Origin of the sequence: Nakamurella aerolata, assembly GCF_013002705.1 — a bacterium.
GTDB lineage: Bacteria > Actinomycetota > Actinomycetes > Mycobacteriales > Nakamurellaceae > Nakamurella > Nakamurella aerolata.
Genome location: NZ_JABEND010000007.1, coordinates 234654 through 258755 on the forward strand (window position 1 = coordinate 234654; position 24102 = coordinate 258755).

Annotated in this window: 17 protein-coding genes; 6 read left to right on the top strand and 11 right to left on the bottom strand. The window is 67.4% G+C overall.

All coding sequences use genetic code 11. The features are described 5' to 3' along the window. Nucleotides 1-3 precede the first annotated feature (3 nt). Nucleotides 4-681, bottom strand: coding sequence for an MtrAB system response regulator MtrA (mtrA, locus tag HKD39_RS13345; RefSeq protein WP_171200363.1), 678 nt, complete (start codon nt 679-681; stop codon nt 4-6). A gap of 172 nt (nt 682-853) precedes the next feature. On the opposite strand from mtrA, the gene HKD39_RS13350 reads away from it, so the two are divergent. Then, nucleotides 854-1726, top strand: a complete 873-nt coding sequence (locus tag HKD39_RS13350; RefSeq protein ID WP_171200364.1) for a hypothetical protein — start codon at nt 854-856, stop codon at nt 1724-1726. A gap of 140 nt (nt 1727-1866) precedes the next feature. Here the strand turns inward: HKD39_RS13350 and HKD39_RS13355 are convergent, their stop codons facing one another. After that, a complete protein-coding gene (locus HKD39_RS13355; RefSeq protein ID WP_171200365.1) occupies nt 1867-2616 on the bottom strand; it encodes a dTMP kinase in 750 nt (249 codons plus the stop codon). 199 nt (nt 2617-2815) lie between these two features. Between HKD39_RS13355 and HKD39_RS13360 the strand changes: the two genes are divergently transcribed. Together HKD39_RS13360 and HKD39_RS13365 are read left to right on the top strand one after the other, a co-directional pair. Then, nucleotides 2816-3190: an FKBP-type peptidyl-prolyl cis-trans isomerase gene (locus HKD39_RS13360; RefSeq protein WP_171200366.1), complete on the top strand. Its 375-nt coding sequence runs from the start codon at nt 2816-2818 to the stop codon at nt 3188-3190. 87 nt (nt 3191-3277) lie between these two features. Further along, the gene (locus HKD39_RS13365) at nt 3278-4888 is read left to right on the top strand and encodes a serine hydrolase domain-containing protein (RefSeq protein ID WP_171200367.1); all 1611 of its coding nucleotides are present in this window, start codon (nt 3278-3280) and stop codon (nt 4886-4888) included. 127 nt (nt 4889-5015) lie between these two features. Here the strand turns inward: HKD39_RS13365 and HKD39_RS13370 are convergent, their stop codons facing one another. The 9 genes from HKD39_RS13370 to HKD39_RS13410 form a co-directional block, all read right to left on the bottom strand. Next, nucleotides 5016-5222, bottom strand: coding sequence for a DUF5708 family protein (locus HKD39_RS13370; RefSeq protein ID WP_171200368.1), 207 nt, complete (start codon nt 5220-5222; stop codon nt 5016-5018). Between the two features lie 129 nt (nt 5223-5351). Beyond that, on the bottom strand, nt 5352-6965 hold the full coding sequence (locus HKD39_RS13375; RefSeq protein ID WP_212754521.1) for an MFS transporter: 1614 nt from the start codon (nt 6963-6965) through the stop codon (nt 5352-5354). A gap of 326 nt (nt 6966-7291) precedes the next feature. After that, complete coding sequence (gene fabI / locus HKD39_RS13380; protein WP_343074709.1) at nt 7292-8104, bottom strand: enoyl-ACP reductase FabI; 813 nt, start codon at nt 8102-8104, stop codon at nt 7292-7294. Continuing rightward, nucleotides 8101-9360 (bottom strand): beta-ketoacyl-ACP synthase II, encoded by a 1260-nt coding sequence (gene fabF, locus HKD39_RS13385; protein ID WP_171200370.1) that lies wholly within the window; start codon nt 9358-9360, stop codon nt 8101-8103. Before fabF ends, fabI begins: the two co-directional genes overlap by 4 nt. Nucleotides 9361-9367: 7 nt before the next feature. Then, entirely contained in the window at nt 9368-11104 is a 1737-nt protein-coding gene (locus HKD39_RS13390) for a thiamine pyrophosphate-binding protein (protein ID WP_171200371.1), read from the bottom strand. Further along, on the bottom strand, nt 11101-12156 hold the full coding sequence (locus HKD39_RS13395) for an ACP S-malonyltransferase (RefSeq protein WP_171200372.1): 1056 nt from the start codon (nt 12154-12156) through the stop codon (nt 11101-11103). The genes HKD39_RS13390 and HKD39_RS13395 overlap by 4 nt, the downstream gene beginning before the upstream one ends. Beyond that, complete coding sequence (locus tag HKD39_RS13400; RefSeq protein WP_171200373.1) at nt 12153-13562, bottom strand: MFS transporter; 1410 nt, start codon at nt 13560-13562, stop codon at nt 12153-12155. Before HKD39_RS13400 ends, HKD39_RS13395 begins: the two co-directional genes overlap by 4 nt. 577 nt (nt 13563-14139) lie before the next feature. Beyond that, nucleotides 14140-17007, bottom strand: coding sequence for a class III lanthionine synthetase LanKC (gene lanKC / locus HKD39_RS13405; protein WP_171200374.1), 2868 nt, complete (start codon nt 17005-17007; stop codon nt 14140-14142). A 41-nt stretch (nt 17008-17048) separates the two neighbouring features. After that, nucleotides 17049-17714 (bottom strand): GNAT family N-acetyltransferase, encoded by a 666-nt coding sequence (locus HKD39_RS13410; protein ID WP_171200375.1) that lies wholly within the window; start codon nt 17712-17714, stop codon nt 17049-17051. Between the two features lie 648 nt (nt 17715-18362). Between HKD39_RS13410 and HKD39_RS13420 the strand changes: the two genes are divergently transcribed. The 3 genes from HKD39_RS13420 to HKD39_RS13430 are packed head-to-tail and all read left to right on the top strand — an operon-like array spanning nt 18363 to nt 23896. Then, the gene (locus tag HKD39_RS13420; RefSeq protein ID WP_171200377.1) at nt 18363-19298 is read left to right on the top strand and encodes a ribonucleotide-diphosphate reductase subunit beta; all 936 of its coding nucleotides are present in this window, start codon (nt 18363-18365) and stop codon (nt 19296-19298) included. Further along, nucleotides 19295-22036, top strand: coding sequence for an aldehyde dehydrogenase family protein (locus HKD39_RS13425; protein ID WP_171200378.1), 2742 nt, complete (start codon nt 19295-19297; stop codon nt 22034-22036). Before HKD39_RS13420 ends, HKD39_RS13425 begins: the two co-directional genes overlap by 4 nt. 54 nt (nt 22037-22090) lie before the next feature. Further along, nucleotides 22091-23896, top strand: a complete 1806-nt coding sequence (locus tag HKD39_RS13430) for an FAD/NAD(P)-binding protein (protein ID WP_171200379.1) — start codon at nt 22091-22093, stop codon at nt 23894-23896. Nucleotides 23897-24102: the final 206 nt, after the last annotated feature.

The following is a 24102-nucleotide window of genomic DNA, read 5'->3' on the forward strand; positions in this document are numbered from 1 at the left end:
CGGTCATGACACCCCGGCCTTGTAGCCCACCCCACGCACCGTGACGACGACCTCCGGCCGTTCCGGATCCTTCTCGATCTTGCTGCGCAGCCGCTGGACGTGCACGTTCACCAGCCGGGTGTCGGCGGCGTGCCGATACCCCCAGACCTGCTCGAGCAGCACCTCCCTGGTGAACACCTGGCGCGGCTTGCGGGCCAGCGCGACCAGCAGGTCGAACTCCAACGGGGTCAACGGGATCGGCTCGCCACCCCTGGTCACCTGATGGCCCGGGACGTCGATCTCGACGTCGGCCACCTGCAGTCGTTCGGCCGCGCCGGCGTCGCTGCGTCGCAACCGTGCCCGGATCCTGGCCGTCAGCTCCTTGGGTTTGAACGGCTTCATCACGTAGTCGTCCGCCCCGGACTCCAGCCCGAGCACCACGTCGACGGTGTCGGTCTTGGCGGTCAGCATGATGATCGGAACGCCCGACTCCTGCCGGATCTCCTTGCAGATGTCCAGGCCGGAGACGCCGGGCAGCATCAGGTCGAGCAGGATCAGGTCAGGGTTGGTGTCGTGGAAGGCATCAACAGCGCGGGCACCGTCGCGCACCACAACGGCGTCGAAGCCCTCGCCACGCAGCACGATGGTGAGCATCTCGGCCAGCGCGGGATCGTCGTCAACAACCAGAACCCTTGGTCTCATCCCTCCATGGTGGCATCCCGCAGCTGACCGGCGGTGGACCTCGCTGGCGTTCGCGCTTTCCCGGTGCCCTCGTCGTTGCGGGAGCCCGCCGATTGCGCTGGCGTTGCCGGAGCCCGCCGATTCCAGCCGGACGCCGACCGGGTCCGTCGTGACCGCGTGGGACGATGGCCGGATGAGCACCCCGCCTTCCGATCCGCGGTACCCGCCCTACCCGGATCGGTTCGGCGGCCGGCGCCCCGGCGCCCCGGCGCAGCCGGGCATCGTCCCGCTACGGCCGCTGGGAATCGGGGAGTTGTTGACCGGTGGGCTGGCGGTGGTGCGCCGGCACTACCCGGTGCTGGCGATCGTGTCCCTGGTGTTCTCGGCCCTCGGCATCGTGACTCGGCTGGCCACCGTCAACGTCGACTTCGACGCCCAACTGAACCGGATGCTGGAGACCGGGCAGGTGCGGTTGACGGCGGCGGTGTGGGTGCCGCTGCTGGTCGACCTGTTGATCTCGCTGCTGGCCAGTGTGGTGATCACCGCCGTGGCGACGGTGTACTGCGCCCAGGACGTACTGGGGCGCCCGACCAGCGTCGCGGAGCTGCGCGGGCGGATCCGGCCGGTGCTGCTGCCGCTGCTCGGCCTCGCGCTGATCATCGCGGTGGCGGTGTCACTCGGGCTGCTGGTGCTGATCGTTCCCGGCGTGCTGATCTTCCTGATCTGGCTGGCCGCACCATCGGTGCTGGTGCTGGAACGGGCCTCGATCCCGGTGGCACTGAACCGCAGCGTCCGGCTGACCCAGGGCGAACGCGGCCGGTTGTTCGGAATGCTCGCTGCCATGGTCGGCATCCTGATGGCGGTCGGGTTCGTCCTCGGCATACTGGCCGGCGGCATGGGCCTGGACATCGCCAGCGGTGGCGGTTGGTGGGTGATGCAGATCTTGTCGGCGCTGCTCGCCACGGTGACCACCACCTGGCTGGCGTCGGTGATCGCGCTGGCCTACGTCGACCTGCGGATCCGCAAGGAGAACCTCGGGCCGACGCTCGCGGCCGCCGCGGCCTGAACCGCACCGGCTCAGCTCGCTCGCGGCGTCTGCGCGTCTGCGCGTCGCGGCGGCCGGGCGTCTGTGCGGCTGGGCGGCTGGGCGGCTGGGCGTCGGCCGCAGACGGCAGGACGTTCGCCGGTGGGCGGAACCGAGCCGCGTCAGGACAGCAGCCGGCGTAGTTGCGCGGCAGTGTCCGCCACAGCGGCGGAATCAGAGCCAGCGGCGGAATCTGAGCCAGCGGCGTCGGCGTCAGCGGCGGAGCGGGAGTCAGCTGCGTCCGCAGCGGGGGCACGGTCGGTGCTGCCGTCCAGCACCACCCAGGGTGAAAGATACTGCTGCGCAGCCAGTTCGGCGTACATCGCGGCGGTCCGCCGTTGCAGCTGTTGATCGGATTCGAATCGATCAAGCTGCCGCTGCGCATCGGCGTCGGCGCGGCTTCTGGCCCGCTGCTGCGCGAGTTCCACCGGGGTGCCGAGCAGCACCTGCCGATCCGGCACCGGCAGGCCGAACCGGTCGATCTCGAGCCGCTGTATCCATGCCGGGAAGTCGATCGCCTCCCCCGACTCGGCCGGTCCGCCCAGCCGCGCCGCACCGTAGGCGGCGTTGGAGCTGACGTACCGATCCAGCAGGACAATATCGTTGTCCCGCAATGCTTTCCGGATGTCATCGGCGGCATCGCGGCGGTCGAGGGCGAACAGCAGGGCACCGCCGTACACCGATTCCGACACATCCCCGAGACGGCCGTACAGCATGTCGCGCACCAACTCTGCGTAGATGCTGGCCTGATATCTCGGGAAGTCGATGCGGTGCATTCGGCCGCCATCGGCCGTCACCTGGTGCTGCAGCCGAGCCGCGAGCGTGTTCTTGCCGGAGCCGTCCAGCCCCTCGATGACGATCAGCCGTCCCACTCGCCCACCCTAGACCGGCGCGGGTTCCGGGCCGCACCCAAGCCGGGTGGCGGCGCTGTCTCTGGCATCTGGCAGCCGGCGTTTGACACACCCGGCCTCGGGCGGCGGGTGACCGCGCAGTCCCGTCCTGGTGGCCCGGTCCGGGTGCGTGGTCGGGTTGGATGCGACAACCGAACGATCATGTTGTTGGATGGACGCCATGACCGATCCCCAGCTCAGCAAGCCCGAGATCGACTTCCCGCAGGGACCAGCGCCGACCGACCTGCAAATCGAAGACATCGTCGTCGGCGAGGGCGCGGAGGCCCAGCCCGGCGCCAACGTCGAGGTGCACTACGTCGGCGTCGAGTACGACACCGGCGAGGAGTTCGATTCCTCCTGGAACCGCGGCCAGACCATCGAGTTCCCGCTGCAGGGCCTGATCGCCGGCTGGCAGGAAGGGATTCCTGGCATGCGGGTCGGCGGCCGCCGCAAGCTGACCATCCCGCCCGCGCTGGCCTACGGCGAAGCCGGTGCCGGGCACCGACTCTCGGGCAAGACGCTGATCTTCGTCATCGATCTGCTCGGCGTTTCCTGAGTGTTGTTCGAGGCGCTCGCCGGGGCTTGCCATCGCGGCCTGTCCCGCGAGTGCACCCCGGCCGCAGCGAGGTCGTAGGCTCGCCCCATGACGCAAAGCGCTTTACCCGCGGCCGCCGATGCCGTCGACACCGCGGAGGTGGGTGGCCCGGCCCAGCCGTCCGGGATGGCCCCGGGCCATGCCCTGCCAAGGAGCGCGCCACAGCTGCAGGGCGTCAACGCTGCCGGGGTGCTCGACTTCCTCGACGCGATCGGGACGGCCGGCATCGAGCTGCACAGCCTGATGCTGGTCCGCAACGGCAGCGTGGTGGCCGAGGGCTGGTGGGCGCCGTACACGGCCGATCGCGCGCAGCTGTTGTACTCGTTGAGCAAGAGCTTCTCCTCGACCGCGGTCGGGCAGGCGATCGCCGACGGTCTGCTCTCGCTGGACGACACCCTGGTTGAGCTGTTCCCCGAGCAAGCACCGGACCCGGTCGATCCGCGCACCGCGGCTATCACGCTGCGGCATGCCCTCACCATGACGACCGGCCACTACGACGATCCGGTCTTCGCGGTCAGCCAGTTGCGAGCCAGTGGCGCGGCGTCGGACGAGATGGCCGCCTTCCTTTCGCTGCCGCCGGAGGCCGATCCCGGCAGCGTCTTCACCTACAACCAACTCGCCACCTATGCCGCCGGCAGGGCCGTCCAGCAGGCCACCGGCCAGTCGCTCACCGACTATCTGCGGCCGCGACTGTTTGAGCCGCTCGGCATCGAGCCGGGACCCTGGCTCCGGCAGGACGACATCGAGATCGGCTACTCCGGCCTGCATCTGACCACCGAAGCCCTTGCGGCATTCGGCCAGTTGTACCTCGACGGCGGCCGGGCCGCCGGGCAGCAGTTGGTGTCGGCCGAGTGGGTGGCGGCGGCCACCGCCGCGCAGGTGCCGAGCGACCAGCAGCATCGCCGGCCGGACGGGCCACTGCAGGCGCCGGACTGGTCGCAGGGCTACGGATTCCAGTTCTGGCGGGCCAGGCACGGGTACCGGGGCGACGGCGCCTACGGCCAGTTCTGCGCCGTGCTGCCGGAGCAACGGGCGGTGCTGGTGCTGACCGGTTGCACCGTCGACATGCAGGCGGTGCTGGAACTCGCGTGGCGGCACCTGCTGCCAGCACTGCACGAACCCAGGTCGACCTTTGAGCCGAGCGAGGCGGCCGAAGCCGTTCTCGCCCAACGTCTCTCAGCGGCTGCCCTGCCGACCCCGCCGGACGACGGGTCCGCCGCAGACACCGAGCGGATCCCCAGAGCCGCGTCCGGCGATGGGTCGATGGCTGACGCCGGACCGGCGAGCGGCGACGAAGGCCTTACCGTCAAGGACGGTGTCCCGGTGGTGTCCCCGTCGCTGCCCAGCACTCTGCGTGCCGCCCAGGTAGTCCGCGAAGCCGGTGGTTATCTCCTGCGACTGACCACCGAATCCGGCATGGTGGAGTTGCCGGTCGGCAGCCGAACCTGGGCTGAGGGCAAGTGGCCCAACGTCTTTGGCTCGGACACCACCATGATGTCGGCCGGCGGTTGGTCGGACGGTGTGTTCACCGCACAGCTGCGGATGGTGTCCACCCCGCATCTGATGCTGGTGACGGTCGACCCCGCCGCCGGCGAGTTCCGCGCCAGCTGGCGCGAACTGGTGCTGCACGGCAACGACCCAGCGCAGTACCCGGGCTGAACTCTCCGGGTTTCAACCCGGCCGGCCCGCCATAGCGCCGCGGTGCTGGGGTGTCGCGGCGGTGGCGCTGGGGGCTCCGCGTGGCAGGCCAACTGGTTCGCGGCGGGCTGTCACCCGACCCGGAGGGCTACTGCTGGCTGCGCGAGTTGGGTGACGGGAACAGCATCACCTTCAGCGTCCACAGCACCTCGATCGCGCCGAGCACGATCAGCACGATGCCGACCTTGTCCAGCGAAACGATCGGTGTCTCAACATTTTTGGTGGTCAAGGCCAGCACGGTTCCCAGCGCAAGCATGACCCCGCCGATCACCAGGTGACCACTGTTCTTCGACATCTGAATCGCTTCCCTTCTCGTAGTGTTGAACTTGTGATGCTGAAACCTGTGGTGCCGCTTGCTGACTCCAGCGGACCATCGGGTCGTCACGCATGCCAGCCTTCTGACGCATTTCCGCCATCGGGCACCTCAACCCGCGCGCCGGCCGTCGCGATGTCGACGCATCCTGCTCAGCGCCCAACGGGTCAGCGTGTAGAGCGTGTCGAGGACAAGCACGGCCGTCCAAATGCGGTCAACGTTGAGCAGCCAGTGTCCGCTGTCGTTCCACAGCCAGTTCGCGTCGTGCGGGCCGCCGAACAGGGCCTCGAGTGGCCAGGAATATCCCGCAATGCCAAGGCCGACCTGGGCGATCAGCCATACCGCCACGTGGAACAGATAGTTGCTGGCATCGAATCGAGCGCCCTTCTCGGGTACCCGCTCTTGTTGACCGGAGACCGCCCCGGCCGCCCCCAGCTGCACGTCGGGTGACACCGTCTCATCGTGCGATTCCCAGGATCCCGCGGGTTCACCCGGGGCGCTCAGCCCGCGGGGCTCCGTTGGGGCCGCCGACCCGGTCGAACCAGCCGGTGCCGTTCGCGCCGGATCCGGGCGGTCACTCACCGCGCCGACGCCGCGGCCATTGGCATGGCCGGTCCGCTTCAGCGCGGCGGGCGCCAGCACGGTGGCGATCAGCAGGCCGGCCGCGATGAAAACACAACCGATCACCCACCCGTGGCGCAGGCCGTACAGCGCGCCAAGAACACCGGAGCCGATCAGCACACCAACCAACGCCGCGGTCTCGTACAGCGCCATCGCCTTGCCGGGCATGGTCGGGGCGGCTTCCGCTACCACCGCCTGCTGGATCGGAAGCGCTGCGGCCCAAGCGAATGCGGCCATGATCCACATCGCCGAGATCACCCAGGGATTGGGCGCGAATGCGAGTCCGGCGGCGAAGATTGCCGAGCAGGCCAGCGCGGCCGTGAGCACAGGAACCCGGCCGAATCGCTGCACGCCCCGGTTCAGATACGGCGGGGCAAAGGTGTAAACCACGAAGCCGGGTAGGAACGCCGCCGCGATCGCTCCGACATCGAGCCCGAAACCGCGCTGCAGGTGCAACAGCATCAACAACCCGACACCGGCCTCGGCGGCTGCGGTGACGACGACAACACCAAGCAGCGGCCGGAGCTTCCGCACCGCTGCGCTGAGAACGACACGTTGCTGCCCGCCAGACACCGGCATCGAACCCGCCCGACCTCCCGACCTGGCCAGCAACATCGCGCCAACGGCACAGGCTGCGGCGCAGCCCGCGAACACTCCGCGGTAGTCCACCTGCTGCAGAACGGAAAGACCTGCGACGAACGCGATCCAGGTCCCGGTGCCCTCCACCGACACCAGCTCGCTGAAGGCACGCCCCCGCTCTTCGGCACTGGCCGCGACCATGGCCCGCAGAGCGACCCACGCCAGGGCACCGCCAACTCCGCCCACCGCAGCGGCGGCGAAAAGGCCGGCCGGATGCGGAGTCAGGGCATAGCCGGCGAAGGAGAGTGCATACAGTGCCGCGCCGGTGGCCGCCACCGTGGCTGGGCGGCCACGGTCGACGAGCATGCCGGCCAGCGGACGGCCGATCAACGAGGTGGTCGCCTCGGCGGCCATCAACAGCCCCACCAGCGCGGGAGACAGACCCCATTGGGTCCCAACCCACAACGGCAGCAGGAAGTCCAGCAGATCGGCCGGACCGCGCAGCAACCCGGCCGGCCAGGTCAATCGAGCGGGCAGCGAACTCGGCGAGCCAGTCCGTCGCTCTTCGCCGGGGGGGCTGATCCTTTGGCCCGCAGGGGATTCGGCGGCACGGGACTCACCGGATTCGGTCGGCGCCGGCTTCGATGTGGAAGTTGTCATCTTCGGCTTACCTCGCTCGGTCATAGTTGCCACCTACCGGGTCAGGTTCTGCGGATGGCGGCTCCCGGCATTCGCCGCTCCCCGCTCCTGTCACGCCCAACGGACTCGCTTCGGATCGGCGATCCCGGCATCGTCGGAACCACTTTCGTTGCGTCTCAATCGCTGTGCGACTGGGCACGGCGTTTCGGTGCTCACTGGCCGGTCGAGTGCACACCGCCGTCGGCCCACACCACCGATCCGGTCGTGGCCGGCAGCCAGTCGGACAACAGCGCGCAGACGGTGGTCGCCACCGCCTGCGGATCGTTGTCGTCCCAGCCCAGCGGAGCCCTGGCGTCCCAGGCTGCGCCGAGAGAGTCGAAGTCGGGAATGGAACGGGCCGCCAACGACCGCAACGGCCCCGATGCGACCAGGTTCACCCTGATGCCACTCGGTCCGAGATCACGGGCAAGGTAACGGCTCGCCGACTCCAGCGCGGCTTTCGCCACCCCCATCCAGTCGTAGTGCTGCCACGTCACCCTGGCGTCGAAGTCGAGCCCGACCACTGAACTTCCCCGGCCCAGCAGTCCCCGGACCGAGCGGACCAGTGCGGGCAGCGAGTAGGCCGACACCTGCAGCGCCGCAGCGACATCGGGCCACGGTGCGTGCTGGAAGCCTTGGAAGCAGGCCGCTGGGGCGTAGGCGACCGAGTGCACGACGCCGTCGAGACCATCGACGTGGGCACGCACCCGCTCGGCCAGGTCGTCCAGCTGACTCTGCGCTGTCACATCCAGCTCCAGCACCGGCGCCGGATACGGCAGTCGCGCTGCAACACGCTCGACCAGACGCATCCGACCGAAGCCGCTCACCAGCACCGAGGCGCCCGCCCGCTGCGCGGCAGCCGCAACCGCGTAGCCGATGGACGACTCGGTCAGCAGTCCGGTGACCAAAAGGCGTTTGCCGGTCAACAATCCGCTGGGCGCCGACAGCGCCGGCGTCGGCGCTACCCGTGGCTCCGTCGTCGTCACCACGACCACCGCTTCAGCACGGCGACAGCATTGTGCCCGCCGAATCCGAAGGAGTTGCTCATCGCGGTCGACACCCGCAGCTTCTGCGCTACCTGCGGGACCAGATTCAGCGCCGAATCGATCGGGTCGATGAGGTTGACCGTCGGTGGGACGATGCCGTCCCTGATGGCCAGCACACACGAGATCAACTCCACCGCTCCGGACGCACCGATCATGTGGCCGGTCATGGACTTGGTCGCGCTGATCGGGACGCGCTCGGCGTGCTCACCCAGTACCTGCCGGATCGCCCACAGCTCGCGTTCGTCACCGATGCTGGTGCTGGTGCCGTGGGCATTCACGTAATCGAGCTCAGTTGGCTGCAGCTCCGCGTCGGCAAGAGCTTGCACCATGGCGCGGCGCGCTCCTTCGGCCTGCGGATGTGGCGCCGTCCAGTGGTGTGCGTCGGACGTTGCGGCGTAGCCCGCGAACTCGGCAAGGCCACTGGCTCCCCGTTCGATGGCATGGTCGGCGCTTTCCAACACCACTACCCCGGCGCCTGCGCTCATCACGAAACCGTCGCGAGCCGCATCGAAGGGACGGGACGCAAGTTCCGGATGGTCGTTCCGGGTGGAGAGGGCACCGGCCTTCCCGGTACCGGCGAAATCGACTCTGGTCAAACAATTATCGGCACCACCGGCGATGACGACGTCACAGACCCCGAGCTGGATCAACCTGGCTGCCTCACCGATGGCGTCGGTACCGGTGGCGCAGGCGGTCGAGATGGCGCGGGTCGGCCCCTTGGCGCCGAACAGCAGGCTGACCTCACCCGCGGCACTGTCATGGGCGCCCATCACCTGCGACAGCGGACTGATTCCGCGAGGGCCCTTCTCTTGCAGGATCGCGGCCACCTCATGGTTGCTGCGCACCGGGCCGTAGCCGGTACCGATCACCACCCCGACCCGGGTCGAGTCAGTGGTTTCCACCTGCAGCTTCGCCGACTCGACCGCCTGGGCCGCGGCGGCAACCGCATACTGCGCATAGCTGTCCATTCGCCGGGAAACGTTGCGCGGCAGGTAGTCCGAGATCTCGAACCTGCGGATCTCGCCGCCGATCTTGGTGGGCAGGTCCGATACATCGAAGGAAGTGATCGGTCCGATGCCGCTCTGCCCGAGCAGCAGTTGCGACCAGCTCTCCTCAGCCGTCGGCGCCAGTGGAGTCACTGCACCCACTCCGGTCACCAGCACTCGGTTCCGGCGCTCACGAATTGCTTGCAACATGGTCGATTCACTCCTTCGGCGGGGTCTGGGCTACCGTCTGGGCAACCCGCTCCGTGCCGTTGACGAAATCCGCAATTCCCGGCGGCATGTCCGCCAGGTCGGTGGGCACCAGCGCCACCACCACCTCGCCTTCAGCGGCCAGGTCGATGGCGGTGGTCAGCTGGTCGAGCATCTTGTTCTTGTCCAGGACGGTCACCGTGCTCACGCCCGCAGCGCTGATCAGCGGCAACGGCCGTTGCGGATCGGCGAACCGGTAGTCATCGGTGCCGTGGGCATCCGCCTCGGCCTGCAACCAGCCGTATCCGCCGTTGCACAGCACCAGATATACGACGCCTGCACGGTTCTCGGCTGCCGTCGGCAAGTCGGCCGCGAACATGGTGAAGGCGCCGTCGCCGACCACCGCGACCACCGGCACATCGGGGGCTGCCACACCGGCCCCCACCGCTGCTGCCGCGCCGAAGCCGAGCGCGGTCTGCTCCGACGGCGCGACAACCCGATCGCCCTGGCTCGCCAGGAAGTACGGGAAGAAGTAGGTCCACATGTCCAGCAAGCCGTTTTCCTGGACCAGGGTGATGTCGGTACTCGTCGCGGATCGCAGCGCCCACAACAGTTCCGCGATCTTGATCCCCGGTTCGCGCTGTTGCTCCCACACCGTGGTGGCCGACTCCTCGAAGAGCAGTGATCGGCAGTTGGCGATACCAGCGGTCCAGCCGGGATCAAGCCGGCCACCCGGATCACCCACCTTGAGTTCCCTGGTCCAGGCTCCGATCACGGCTCCGGCATCGCCCTCGACCACCGGACCGCAAAACTCATGCAGGCAGTCGTCAGCTGCGATGTTGACTTGGATCACCGGGGTCGAGGCCGGGACCGGCCAACCGACGGTGGCGGTTTCCTCCAACCGCGACCCGATGCTGATCACCAGGTCAGTGCTGGCCAGCAGCTCGGTCACCACCGGTCGTCCGTACAGGCCGACGAGACCGAGGAACTGAGTGTGCGTTTCGTCGACAGCGCCTCGGCCGGAGGCCGTGCACACGATGCCGGCGCCGATCATCTCGGCAAGCTCGAGAACCGCGGCACCGGCGTCTGCCCTGCGGGCTCCCCCACCGACGACGATGAGCGGCCGGCTGGCCTGACCCAGCAGGGCAAGGGCCGCCGAATCAGCCGGCGGCACAAAGCCTTCGGTCCGTTCCGGACCGATCGCCCAGCTCACTGGAGGCGGGATCGCTGCGCTCAGCAGCTGTTCACCGAACTCGACGAACACCGGGCCTGGAGCCCCACTGGAGGCCGCCGACCACGCCTGCTGGAGTACAGCAGGCACCCGGCCGGCATCGTCGACACGGAGCGCCCGCTTCACGGTTGCGCGCACCATCGCGAGCTGGTCGCAGTCTTGGAAAGCGCCGGCGTGTTGCCGGTCGGGAGGGGTGGAAACCGCGAGCACCAGCACCGGGGTGCGCGAGGTGGCGGCCTCCAGCAGACCGGTGACGAGGTTGCTGACAGCCGGCCCCTTGCCGACGATGCACACCGCCGGCTTGCCCAGCCGTTGGGCATAACCGGTGGCCATGTGCATCGCATTGCGCTGGTCGCGGCAGACCACCATCCGGACGCCCGCGCTGCTCAGCTCAGCGAGGGCGGTCAGGTCGTCGGAGGGCAGGCCGAAGACGTCGCTGACGTGCGCTGCGCGCAAGAACTGTGCGACCGCCGACCAGCAACCGTCGAACGACGCACCTGAATGAGACTCGTTCATCGTGAACCTCCAGAAGTCGGCACAGGGCCGGGTTGGCGGGGAGATACCTCGACGGTGGGCACACTGCGCCCGACCAGTCGGGTGAACATGGATGGCGGCCCGATCACGAAGATCCGCTGGACCCCGCTGGCAATCAGACTGTCGGCGACCAAAGACCAGCGGACCGGCGTGACCCAGCCCTTGGTCAGATCCGCGCTGATCTGCGCGCCGGTGGTCAGCGTTGACCCGTCGACGTCGGAGATGGCCGGTACGGTCGGGTCGTTCCACCGGAAGTGTTGGTACACCTCGATTTCCAGCCGGTGTCGCAGTTCGGCGAGGGAACCACAGTGTTCGGCACGGTTCATCAGGTAGAAGACATGCCCGCCATGGTGACGGACCTGGTCCGCGAAGATGTTCAGCTCGTCCAACGGTCCACACACGGCATGGACCAGGTTGTCGAGATAGACGCTGATCTCCAGCTGATGGCCGGCCGCACGCGCAGCGGCGACCAGTTGATCGACCTGGTGGGTGGCGAGCCGGTAGAAGAACAGCGTTCCGACCTGTCGATCCAGCCCGGCGAAGTAGTCGACCTCCACCTCGGTACTCGCGGCGATCAACCTCATGCCGTCGGCGAGGTCGAGAGCGCCGGCGTGAATGGCGGCGGTGACGGCGCCGAAGCTTTGTCCACCAACCAGTTCCGGCCGAACGGCCGACCGCGAGGTCAGGCCACGTGCCAACGCAAGACCCACGACCACGTGGACTGCCTCGAACACCTCCCAGTCGTAGATCTCGGCGTCGGCCGCGCGCTCCAGCAACGGATAACCAAGAACGCGGTCGACAGTTGGCAGCAGATCCCGGATGTGTGGGTCAGCCCGCAGGAAGGGTTCAAGAGTTTCGAAGCGCACCGGGACCAGTCCAGGAAAATAGAAGGCGTCACCTGAACCGGTGCCGGGGTGCGAACCAGTCCGGGCACCTGAGCGGGCGCTCTCGGCACTCTCTGTGTTCTCGGCGCTGCCGACGTGGTCAACGCGGGTATTGGTTGCCGGATCGACGGGGACGGCCTGGCTGCTCATCCGGACTCACCCCTCACTTCTGTTGTCGGTGTTGGTGCCGGTGCCGGGGTGGGCGTTGATCCACGAGTGGCGAGTTCGCTCGCATCAGCATCGGATCCCTGCGGCTGAACGGGTTTTGGCTGACCCTGCGTCGCCGGCCTACCGGACGCCCTGGCAGCAGGGATCGCGTTCTCCGGCGTGCGCATGGCGGGCAGAATCCAGCAGATCGACAGGGTGATCAGGTAGATCAGTCCGAGCACGGCGAAGGTCGCCTTGGGGCCGGCCTCGGCGAGCATGGTGGCGACGATCGGGATCAACAGCGGGCTCGGCGCCGACGCGATGGTGGTGGCCACCCCGGTCACGGAGTTCAACAGCGCGGGTGGCACCCGTTCCTGGAGACTGATCAAGTAGATCAGGTCGATCGGGCTGGTCAGCATCCCGACCAGCAGGACTAACACGAACGCCACGCCGAAGGGCACTCCCCAGGCCAGCAGCCCGCTCAGCGCGGCAACCCCGATGTAGCCGCCGAGGAAGGCAGCGCGGCGCGGTAGCCGATGGCCGATCACCCCGAACCCGGCTACGCCGAGGATGCCACCGATTCCGAAGGCGAACAGCAGCGCGCTGTACCAGTTGACCTGGCCGAGCACCTCCGCGCTGTAGGAGGTGAGTCCCACCGTCGCCAGGCTGGTGTCCAGCGCACCGAACACCGTCATCGCCACCGTCATGCTGATCAGCAGGGGGTCTCTGGCCAGCACCGACAGCGCGGACCGGAACGTGCGGCGATACGACTGGGCCTGCCGGGGTTGCGACCGGGCATCACGCAATGCCGGCGCCGGCGCCTTTGCCCTGCCACTTGCCACGATGATCGCGGCGGCCAGAAACCCGAGCCCGGCGTCCACCGCGACCGTGGCAATCGGGTGCCAGCCGATCAGGATCAGCCCGGACACCGCAGGACCTGCAATCTGCGCAACGGAATTGAGCATCCGGACAACGGCGTTGGCCCGCTCCAACCGCATGCCACCTCGGCGAGCGAGTTCGGGCATCCAGCCATAGGTGGCCAGTCGACCGGGCTCCTCGGCGAGAGCACGCAGTCCGCACAGGCCGATGAACGCGGCGGACGTCAGCGAGTCAGCAAGCCAGAGCACGCAGGTCAGCAGCGCCAGTAGCGAACCGGCGGTGATCGAGCACAGCCAGGCAATCCTGGCCCCCACCCGGTCGATGATCGGGCCGGACAGCAAGCCGGAGATCGTCGCCCCGATCACCGCGGCGGCCACCGCCACGCCGGCGGCCGCAATGTTGTTGGTGACTGCCAGAGCCACCACCGGAAGACCGCAGGTACCGACGGCGTTACCCAGCAGGTTCAGACCGAATGCAGCGTGCAGCGGCAAGACTGCACGAAGTCCCACTGCGGCTGCTTGGTCGCTCATGACGGGTACCTCTCGGTTGTTTCGAACTTGTCTGATGCTTGTCTGATGGTTGTCAGATGCTGGTCTGGGTTGATGGTTCGGCGGACAACCTGGGTCGGTCGTCGGTGGCCCGCGTATCAGTTGGTGAATGTTGCCGTTGTTGTTGGCACACTTGTTGTTTGCTGCTCACTGCTTGTTGGATGTCGTTCTCGCGAGGTCGCGACGCTGTTGACCCCGCCGGCCCGGCCGGACCACCAACGCGGGTGGTCCGGCCGAACCGTCGGCTCGGCGCTCAGCGCCGAGCAGGCCGCTTTCAGCAGCTGTTCGAGATGGTGCTTCCCAGCGTCTGCGACTCCTCAACGGTGGTCGGCAGCTGCTGCAGGTCCAGGACAGACATGGTGATCCTCCTTTCCGGGCTCACGAAGTGGTCGGAGTGGACGCGGGGCCTGCTCAGCAGGCGTTCGAGATGGTGCTTCCCAGCGTCTGGGTCTCCGCCGCGGTGGTCGGCAGCTGCTGCAGGTCGAGCACGGACATGTCGTTCCTCCTCTCTGAAACATTCGCCGGTGCAAGGCGTTCGCTTGGTCGGGCCGAACGGTGATCACACCGGTTCTGTCGGTACGCCAGGCACACACTGTCGGCCGGCGCTGGTTTCTCTCCGTGGCCCGTCCGCCGGCACCAGCACCTTGTGGGTGCGCTGGGTGGGCCGCGGGGTTACGGGGAGTTGTGCCCGGGCGCCGGCACCGACACGCATCAGCGTCTCGGTGCCGGTCCCGGTGGTTTGCGGGTCGATCTGGCCTGCGGCCGCATCGAAAAACGGCAGGAACGGCTTGGTCGGGTCAACCGTCGCGGTGACGGCGGCCAGTACCCCAGCCGTCCCTGTCAAGTAATCCATTGACAATCGATGCAATCCGTCCGCGGGGAACGCCAGCGCCCCGCGCCAATCAATCGCGTGCCAACGCAGTCGGCTGAGGTGGTTCGCGGCCAACTCCGCGGTGCCGAGCTCCGGGCGGGTCTGGGCCAGGCGTGCGGCTGCGGCCATCAACCCGGCCCGGCCGCGGCGCAGATGGGCATCGATGACGAAGGTGCTCCGCAACGCAGCGGCGAGCAACGGCAGCTCGGCGTGCAGTTCAGCGAGCTCCTGTCGGTGCTGGGGCGATCCAGGCAGCTGGTGTGCGATCAACTCGTCCAGCACCAGCGCGATACCAGCGCTGCCCACCTCCAAGTAGGGCCAGCTCCGGAATCCGCCGTCGACCTGCAGGGTGCCGTTGTGCGCACGTACGCACAGCGCCAGATCGCGGCGGACGGCTCGGGTTGCTGCCGCACCCCATCGCCATTCGCCGGTGGTTGCCTGCAGATGTTGCAGGAACAGGGCAACACCCGACCAGCCGCGCAGCAGGCCGGCGTTGGTGCCGGCATCGGCCGGCCGTCCAGCCGATCCGCTCGGCACGTCGACACCGTGCGGTAGTCCGTCGTCGATCAGCGCGATCAGTCTGTCGCCCAGTCCTTTTGCGGCTGTCAGCCGTTCGGCGGCGTCGCCGGCCTGAGTGTGCAGCAGCGCCCAACCGATGCCGGCGAGTCCGGAGTGCAAGGACACGTCGGTGACGGCGGCTGCCTGTGAAAGGCTGCTGTCCAACAGCGAATCGGCGGTTTCGGTACAGCCGAGCTGTGCCAACACATAGGCAACGCCGGCCGAACCGTCCATGAAGCCCGGTCCGGTTCCAGGTGGGAACGCCCGGCGGCGCAGCCACTCCACCGCGCCGTCCGGCGCCGGGTGACCGGTCAACCGCAACGACCACAGCACACCGGCAGCGCCGTGCCCGAAGGCGGCGGCCTGCCCAGGCTCGAACTGGATGAAGTCGCCGGGAAAGAGCCGGTCGGCACGGTCGAGGGTCATGGACATCCGCAGGGCCTCGGCCATCGCCGCACGCGCGGCGGCCGAGCCGAGATCCGGGCCGAGTGATGCGTCGGCAGGCCCCGTCCGCTTGGCAGCTGCCAGGGGCCGCCCGCGGCGATCCGGACGGCCGGCACCGGCCGTACCGCTGCGGGTTGACGTGTTGTCGGGCTCCGCAGCATGCTGCTGCGGCAACCACGCGGCGGCCGACGGAAAGTGCTGCAGGGCAATCTGCGTCAGCGCAGGGCGTCGCCCTGGATCAAGCGCAAGAAGTTCGGTCATGGGCAGCAGCAGCCATAGCGCCACCACGTCGATGGCCCGCTCGTCGATCTCGAATCCTTTGGCGGTGCGATCAACGAAGCCGGCATGCCCATTGTGCTGACGGACGGCCGCTTCCACCGGGACGGCTGCCTCGAAATCGACCAGGCTGACCTGATCGTCGGCATCCACCATGATGTTTGCCGGGTGCACATCGCCGACCACGTACCCGGCGCGGTGCACCCGGTCGACAACTCCCCGCAGGCGGGTCAGCACTCGGGCGGCACGGCGCGTGTATGCCTGGCAGTCCGTGGTGTTCGGCTCGAACCCGATCAACGGATTGTTGCTGGCCACCCATGCTTGCAGAGTGATGCCAGGCATCTTCTCGACTGCGATGAAGTGGTGCTCCCAGACCTGATGTTCTCCCAGAAGACCGGGAACCCCAGGCACCTCATGCAACGCCAGCAGCGCGGCAGCCTCTTTGCGCAGCCGCGTGACGGCGTCAACGCCGTCGCCGGAGCAGCCAGCAAGGGGGCGCGCTTCCTTGAGGATCACCTCGGTCCCGGCCCCGTCGGCAGACCGTGTCCGCGCCAGATAGACGCCGCCGCCGTTGGAGAAGTGCAGCGCCGATTCCACCCGGTAGGGAAACTCGGTCACCGGGCCGTCCCCGGCCTCGATGGTCGTGTCGCGCAGGACTTTTGGTGATTCTGCCCAGTTGGGCGCGACCGCGCCAGGGGCTCGCTCGTCCGGTACCAGCACTCCGTCGGGTTGTTCCACGGCCAAGCAGCGCTCGCCGTCCGGCCGGTAGCAAAAGCGCGACCGGAACCCGCCGTAGCGGGCGAAGACCGGGCCGTTCCGGAAGCGTTGGTCGCTCAGGATGTAGGGCCCGTCGAGCCCGTCGAGCGCCGAGGCCAAAGCCGGTAGCAACTCTTCGAAGACGGATAGATCGCTCGGATATACAGTGATGAACTTGCCGCTGGAGGACCTGGCCGCGTACTTCAGGTTGACCGCACGCACCAGCGCAGGGCTGCGCAGAAATTTGAAGGCCACCCCCTCATCGGTGAGTAGCGCGGAAGCCTTTGCCAGGCAGCGTTCCGCCGCTTCCGGGGTGCTGCTCACGTGGATCTTCCACCCCTGCCAGGGCAGCTGACACCCGATCGGTGACAAGCTCACCCAACCGTCCCGCTCGCCGCGCCGCCAGCCGGCTGGTACCGGCCCGGTCGCAAGGGCGAACGCCGGCCGCTCAGCATTCCACCGCGCCGGGTGGTCGAAGAAGACCGGGTCGGCGAGGCTGAACAACTCGGTGTTGGCTCGCATCGCTACTCCTTTCCGAGATCGCTTCGGGTGTCGATGGATTGCTACTGGGCCATGCCGGTCGAGACCATCGCGACCCTGTCGAACGAGGTGGAGGGGTGGGTGGCGAGGTAACGCACCAGCGCGAGTTCCGCCGTCCTCTTGTCGTCCGCCGGCACCACGTCATGGATGGGGTATCGCTCGCCGTACTCGGCGACGGACCGCTCGAATTCGTCGCGCAGGATCGACCACACGGTGCGGTGGTGGTAACTGCCGTCCAGGTAGTGGTAGTCACGCAGGACGCCCTCCAACACGAAGCCGCCTTTGGTCAGCATCCCGAGGGTGTGCCGGTTGTAACCCGCCGTGACGAACTCGACGCGGTGAGCGTTCTCGCCGTGGAACAGGTGATCCACCAACAGCCGCAACGCTTCGAAGCCGATCCCCGAGCCCCACAACGTGGTCTCGCCGATGGCGCCGCCTATCGAGAACGACCCGGCCGCAATGTTCAGGCGCCGATAGTTCACCACCCCGACCGGGGACCCGGCAGCATCCTTGACCATCAGATAGCGAACCTGTCCGGACTCATTGATGTCCCGGATCGCCTTTGCTGTCACGATTTCCGCTGTATCACCGGTCAAGCCGGCGGCCGTCGAGGTCGGCCGCAGCCAGCTCTCGATCAGCTCGTACTCATCCTCGACCGGCCAGTCCAGGCGGCACCGTTGGCTCTTCATTTCTGTTCCTCCAGTTCTCGAGCTGGGGTCGCGCTGAGCTGTTCGGTCGCTGCCGGCGCATCGGACGGTTGCCCAGCGGCACGGCGCCACCAACGCTTACGACGCGGCGCTGTCGGCAGCGGGACCAGGGGCTCGTCCAGCCGGCCGTCGAGCGGGAATTGCATGGCTGCCGTCCGCAGCAACTGATGCGCGCTCATCCGTGCCGTCGCGGTGCAGACCGCGTCGATACACCGCGACACCACATTCCGAAACACCACAAGCAACGAAGCAACACCGTGACACCTCCTCCCGGTGATGAACCTTGCTCGGAATTACCCAGAGCACGTGCAGACTGTGGGTCATCGTTGAACTGTCGCGGTGTACGGAGTGAGATCGCTTGTGCTGAAAGATGTTCTGCGATCCCGTTGGTCCAACGTCACTGCAACTGCGGAACCCGCTGGGCGGGGCGATGACTGGCATCGACTCTGACCGAGCTCGGCGGCGGTCGTCAACGATTCCGGGTCAGGCTGTCGCAATCACGTCAGCCACCTGACCTGCGCTGACGTGATTGCGACAGCTCGGTTGCCGCCGCAAGGACTGATCGATTGACTCGGCACCAGCGCCGCCTGCGTGGCGGCGGATCAGCCCACCACGGTGAAGGAGCGTTCGATGAGCAGGTGGAGCACTCTGCTGATGGACTCCGCGCAGTTGTCCGAACTGCCGAAAGTCCCTGTGGCGGAGGCCTTCCGGCATGCGGATCTGGTAGCGGCACAACGGCCGGTGCCGTTGGACCTGTATCGCAGATGGGAGCAGCAGCAGTGGTCAGCGGAGCAGCTGACCTTCGATCGGGATCGTGCGCTGTACTCCAATCGACGGCTTCCATCACATCTGAAGTCGGCCCTGCGAGACTCCATTGCGACCTTCATCATCGGTGAGTACACCGGGCTCGACATGCTCGGACCGATTCTCACCGGCTCCCCCGACGAGAGCTACTCGCTGTTTCTCGGCACCCAGATCGCCGATGAGACAAGACATTCGCGCGTGGTGTTCCGAATGGGCGAGGAGGTGCTGGGACTTCCGCCGGACCCGAGGACCCAATTGGCCAGTGCCTGGCAAATGGTGAGTCCCGCTCACGCCGAGCTTGCGATGCTGGAGACCTCTATCGTCCGCGAGCTCAACTCGCGGCCACTGGATTACCGGCGGTGGTTGCAGGCGGTAACGCTGTTCCACTTCATCACCGAAGGGCTGCTGGCCCTGGTCGGCCAACGCGCGCTGGTGCATCTGCTCCGCGACGTTCCGATGTTCGACTCAACCAAATCGGTGTTCCTGGCCATGTGCCGCGACGAATCCAGACACATCGGATTCGGCTTGCACGCCCTCCGCACCGGGATGGCCGAAGGACACGCCGAGACCATTTACGAAGTACTCGAGAAGGCGGTACCGCTGGTGTTCCGATTCGACAGCGAGTTCAGCAACATCTCGACCGAGTTCCACGACATGACAACGACCATGGCGCGCCGGCACCTCACGTCGATCGGCGCTGATCAGCAGTTCGCCAACCACCTGATGGCGCCGTGGGAGCGCCGAACCAAGGAGGCGTCATGAGGGGTGGGCCGCTGCACGATTGGGTCGGCGCGACAACCATATCGACTGCCACCAGACTGGAACGCGAGCAGCTGGTCGACGGGGCGCTGGCAATAGCCGCGCGACTTGCCCAGCGCGGCGGCGAGCCCGGCGACCGGATCGGATTACTGTGCCGGAACGGGCCGGGCTTCGTCGCAGCGGCGTTGGCCTTGATGCACGCCGACGCATCGATCGTGCTGATCGACCCGACCCTTGACGACCGTCGGGTCGCCGAACGCTGCCACCAGGCCGGGACCGATCTGGTCGTCAGCGACACCGACCGTCAGTTGGCCGGCGTCGACGTTCTGAGCACCGAGCAGCTATCCGTGGCCAACCAGCGCGACAGCTCACGGCAGCTCGACGTCACCGCATGGTGGCGCCGCTCTGACGCCTTGGTGGTGTTCTCGTCCGGAACCACCGGAACGCCATGTGCGATCGTCCGTCCTGGGCCGGGATTGCGCGAAAACCTCGCGCGTACTCAGCGGCGAATGGGTTACCGGACAACGGATGTGCTCATGCCGCTGTTGCCGTACTCGCATCAGTACGGATTCTCGATGGTGCTGCTGTGGTGGCTGTCCGGGTGCGCGTTGGTCAGTATTGCTCCGCAGTCTTTGGGTACCGCGCTGCAGGCCGCCGCGGCGTGCCAGGTCACTGTTGTCGACGCGACCCCGGCCAGCTATCACAGCTTGCTGCGGTTGATCCGGTTCACCGGCAACGCTGCCCAGAACAAGCTCGACCTCTCGGCAGTCCGCATGTGGTGCGTCGGCGGTTCACCTGTGGGCGCGGCGCTGCGCACGGCGATGTCCGATGCATTCGGTCGTCCGTTGTTGGACGGCTACGGCAGCAGTGAGCTGGGCAACATCGCACTGGCGGATCCGCAGGACCCGATCGGCTGCGGCCGACCGTTGGACGGAGTCAGCGTGCAGATTGTTGACGAAGACGGCAGCCCCGTAGCGCCCGGCACAGTCGGACGCATCCTGGTCGCCTCCCCCGATCAACTCATTGCCCGTAAGCCGGTCGGCGAGCCTTGGCAGCCGGTGGCTGCCGGCTACTTCGCGACCGGTGACCTCGGCCGGCTCGACGAGCACGGTCGGTTGACGGTCATTGGCCGGGCCAAGGCCGTGCACCGGCTCGGACACACGCTGTACCCCGAAGCGATTGCGGCTCGCGCTGAGGTGTGCGGAGCCCCGGTCCAGGTGATCGCGGACGCCGACGAGCGCACCGGCAGTCGATTGACTTTTGTGGTGGCGGCCGAGCCTGACCGCGGCTCGGCGGCCGACTGGCGCCGTCGCTTTTGCTCGGTGCTCGACCGCGCGGAATGGCCCAACCGGGTGCTGGTCGTCGACCGGTTCCCGACTGGCTCCACAGGGAAGCCGTCGTTGGACGGGCTGCGAGAATTGGTGCGGGACAACGGCTTCGGCACCAGACACGCTGAGGGAGAATTAGCCGGCCAGACCGTTTCGCCTGCGTCATCGGCCGTCAAGAGCTGGCCGGCTCGCGCGCAAGCTCGGTGGGACCGGCTGTCAGTTGTCGCTGATCGGCTGGAGCAGGACAGGGCATTGGCGATCTCGCTGTTGACGGCGGTGGTCGGCCACCAGGCCGCCGCGGACGAAGTGGACGCCGCAGTGGCGACACTGCGCGGCGCTCGGGACGAGGTGCTGCGCTACCAGCCCGGTCAGATCGACCGCCTCGCCGTGTTCATGCCATCGAATATCCCGCTGTACTCCTACGTCTTGCATCTGTTGGTTCCGTCGCTCTACACCGATCGCATTGCGTTCCGGCCGTCGAGCCATATCCGCGACGCCACCGTCGCGCTGCATGAGTATCTGTCGGGGCTGCATGGCTTGGACATCGAGTTGAGCCTGCAGACCCAGCGGGAGTTCCTGACAGGGCCGGTGGCGAACAGCGATGTCGTTGTCTTCACCGGGACCTACGCCAACGCCGAGAGGATCCGCGATGAGCTGCGACCGGATCAGCTGATGCTGTTCTTCGGTCAGGGTGTGAACCCCGTGGTGGTCGGTACTGATGCCGACCTGGCGGCGGCGGTCGCCGACGTACTCAGGATCAGGATGATCAACAACGGCCAGGACTGTTTCGGTCCTGACGTGATTCTGGTGCACGACAGCATCGCCGACGAGTTCGTTGCCCGCTTGCAGGCCAAGCTCACCGCGCTGCGGTTCGGTGAATATGCCGATCCGACCGCTGATTACGGCCCGCTGTTGTACGAGCAAGCCTTCGGGGGTGCGGTCGAACATCTACAGCGGATGGCCGACACGATCGTGCACGGTGGTGCGGTCCAGTTGCGGCAGCGCCACCTGGAACCGACGGTGCTGCGGCGCCCGTTGCCGTCGAAACTCACCTGCGAAGAACTGTTCGCACCGATCTTCAACGTCGTCACCTATCCGGACGACGCGTCGCTGCACCGGGTACTGCGTTCGCCGTACTTTGCCGAACGCGCCATGGGTGCCATGGTGTACGGCTGCGGCGAGGCGACCGTCGAGCTCCTGCGCGAGCGGCATCACGTGTGCGTCGAGACGACGCTGCTCGATGAGGACGACGGCAACTCGCCTTTCGGGGGGCGCGGCATCCGCGCCAATTACATCGCCGTTCGCGGCGCCCGGTACGCCGAGCCACTACTGCTGTCCAAGGCGATCGCCGAGTATGCCAAGCCGGCGGGGCAGCCCGCTGCCCACGGTCCGGTTCGTCCGGCGAGTGCCTGACGCGCGGCACGTTGAGCTCGGATTCCTACTGGCCTGTGAAGTCCGGGAGCCCTGATGACCGATCTGCGAGTGGCCATGGTGGGTGGCGGTCCACGCGGCACCGCACTCGTCCAACAGTTGACCGGCAGGCTTCGAGGTAACCAGGAAGACCTGGTGCGGGTACATGTGGTGGAGCCGGGTGAACCTGGTGCCGGCCAGGTGTGGGCAACTTCCCAGCCGACGGAGTTGCTGATGAACTCTCCTTCGGGCCCAACGGATCTGCTCGTCAGCGAGGGCTCGGCCGCGGTGCCGGACTTCGCCGGTTGGTTGGCCGGCCGCACCTTCGACGGCGACGAGTTCTGCCCCGGCTTCACCCCACGCCGGACGGTCGGTCGATATCTGCGAGAGGTCTTCGACCGGCTGAGCCGCGCCAACCCGGCCGTCAGGGTCGTGGTGCACAACAGCACCGCTGTGCGGCTTCGCGATGCCGATAATGTCGGCGACAGGCAGCTTCTCGAGCTCGCCGACGGGACCGAATTGCACGTGGACGCCGTTGTCCTCGCGCAAGGCCACGCCAGCGCCGGGATCTCACCGACAGAGCAGCGCTGGGCGGCTGCGGCCGAGCGGCACGGCTGGAACTATCAACCCAGCGGTATGACAACGGCGGACCGTGCAGCGGCGCTGCCGGCCGGGCGGCCGATCGCCTTGCGAGGCTTCGGTTTAGCCGCCATCGACCTGCTCACTCTCCTGACCAAGGGCCGCGGAGGCCGGTTTGCCGTTGACTCCGGGCGGAGCCTGCGTTACCTGCCCTCCGGTGACGAGCCGACCATCTGGATCGGGTCGAGGCGCGGCCTGCCTCATCGGGCAAAACCTCCGCCCGGCAGACCGGTCTCGGCTCGCCAAACACCCTGGTTCCTGACCCAAGAGGCGTTCGACCCGGCCAAGTACGCGTGCTACGACTTCCGGTCAGATGTGTGGCCCTTGGTGCGCGCCGAAGTCTCGGCCGCATATCGCCACCACGTTCGCGCCATGGGCAGCTGGTCGCGGCGTCTCGCGCTTCCACACGCCACCTTCCGGCGGGCAGACGGCTGGTGGGAGGGATACCTGCCGGACAGCGCACCGGCGGTTGACGTACGCCGCGCAGTGCTGCGTGACTTGGCCCAGTGCCAACTTCCCGACTATCCGGCGCGCCTGGCAGCTCGGTCCGCATTCGTTCGCGCCACCGAGGCGGTGATCGCCCTGCACCACGGAGGTTGGCTGTCGCGGCGATCCGTCGAGCGCGACGTCGCAGGATGGTTTGAGCCGATGTCCAGCGCGTTGACCAGCGGGCCGCCCCGCGGCCGACTGCAGCAGTTGGTCGCCTTGGCCGACGCCGGCGTCGTTCGATTCCTCGGCGGAGCAATGGCGGCTCGCTCCAGTACCAGCGGGCTGCGCGTATGGGGAATGGCCAGTTCAGGGCCAACTGCCGTCGACGCCCTGGTCGAGGCCAGGTTGGCCAGCCCGGATTTGGCGCACACCCGCGACCGGCTCATCTGCGAGCTGCTGAGCAGCGGGAGCGCAATCGGCGTCACTGACGGCCTGAGCAACCCAGGCGACGCCCACCGACCCATCACCGCAATCGCGGTGGACCACCGGCAGCGGCTACTCAGTCGCGGCGGTCGGGCGCATCCCCGGCGTTGGGCAGTGGGCCCGCTGGTCCGGCGCCTGCCGCCCTCAGCCATGGCCGGCGCAGCCAGCCGACCCGAGCTGTCGGTGCCGGCGCCGAGACAGGTCGACACTGTGGTGGTCGACCAGCTCGTCGGGCTGCTGGAACGCGGGCTGTCAAGAACACCGGGGGCTGCTGACGCCTTTGCGTCAACAGCAATCCGATCTGCCAGTTGACCTGCGAGAATAAGGACACGTTCAGCACTCCTTCCGGTGAATACACCGAACACAGCCCCCACTGGGCGCGTTCGATAGGGCGCCGGTTCCGTTCTTCGAATCAACAAATGTCAATTATATCAAACGAAAGGATGCACCATGTTCAAAACGCTCGTCACCAGTGCAGCTGTCGGGTTCGTCTTCATCTTTACCGGCGGCGACAGCGA

Bases quoted from the DNA above. Each gene is read 5' to 3' on its own strand.
- HKD39_RS13360 (WP_171200366.1), top strand. From the start codon at position 2,816: ATGACCGATCCCCAGCTCAGCAAGCCCGAGATCGACTTCCCGCAGGGA.
- HKD39_RS13365 (WP_171200367.1), top strand. From the start codon at position 3,278: ATGACGCAAAGCGCTTTACCCGCGGCCGCCGATGCCGTCGACACCGCG.
- HKD39_RS13350 (WP_171200364.1), top strand. From the start codon at position 854: ATGAGCACCCCGCCTTCCGATCCGCGGTACCCGCCCTACCCGGATCGG.
- HKD39_RS13370 (WP_171200368.1), bottom strand. From the start codon at position 5,222: ATGTCGAAGAACAGTGGTCACCTGGTGATCGGCGGGGTCATGCTTGCG.
- HKD39_RS13410 (WP_171200375.1), bottom strand. From the start codon at position 17,714: ATGAAGAGCCAACGGTGCCGCCTGGACTGGCCGGTCGAGGATGAGTAC.
- HKD39_RS13420 (WP_171200377.1), top strand. From the start codon at position 18,363: ATGAGCAGGTGGAGCACTCTGCTGATGGACTCCGCGCAGTTGTCCGAA.
- HKD39_RS13395 (WP_171200372.1), bottom strand. From the start codon at position 12,156: ATGAGCAGCCAGGCCGTCCCCGTCGATCCGGCAACCAATACCCGCGTT.
- mtrA (WP_171200363.1), bottom strand. From the start codon at position 681: ATGAGACCAAGGGTTCTGGTTGTTGACGACGATCCCGCGCTGGCCGAG.
- fabF (WP_171200370.1), bottom strand. From the start codon at position 9,360: ATGTTGCAAGCAATTCGTGAGCGCCGGAACCGAGTGCTGGTGACCGGA.
- HKD39_RS13400 (WP_171200373.1), bottom strand. From the start codon at position 13,562: ATGAGCGACCAAGCAGCCGCAGTGGGACTTCGTGCAGTCTTGCCGCTG.
- HKD39_RS13430 (WP_171200379.1), top strand. From the start codon at position 22,091: ATGACCGATCTGCGAGTGGCCATGGTGGGTGGCGGTCCACGCGGCACC.
- HKD39_RS13425 (WP_171200378.1), top strand. From the start codon at position 19,295: ATGAGGGGTGGGCCGCTGCACGATTGGGTCGGCGCGACAACCATATCG.
- HKD39_RS13390 (WP_171200371.1), bottom strand. From the start codon at position 11,104: ATGAACGAGTCTCATTCAGGTGCGTCGTTCGACGGTTGCTGGTCGGCG.
- lanKC (WP_171200374.1), bottom strand. From the start codon at position 17,007: ATGCGAGCCAACACCGAGTTGTTCAGCCTCGCCGACCCGGTCTTCTTC.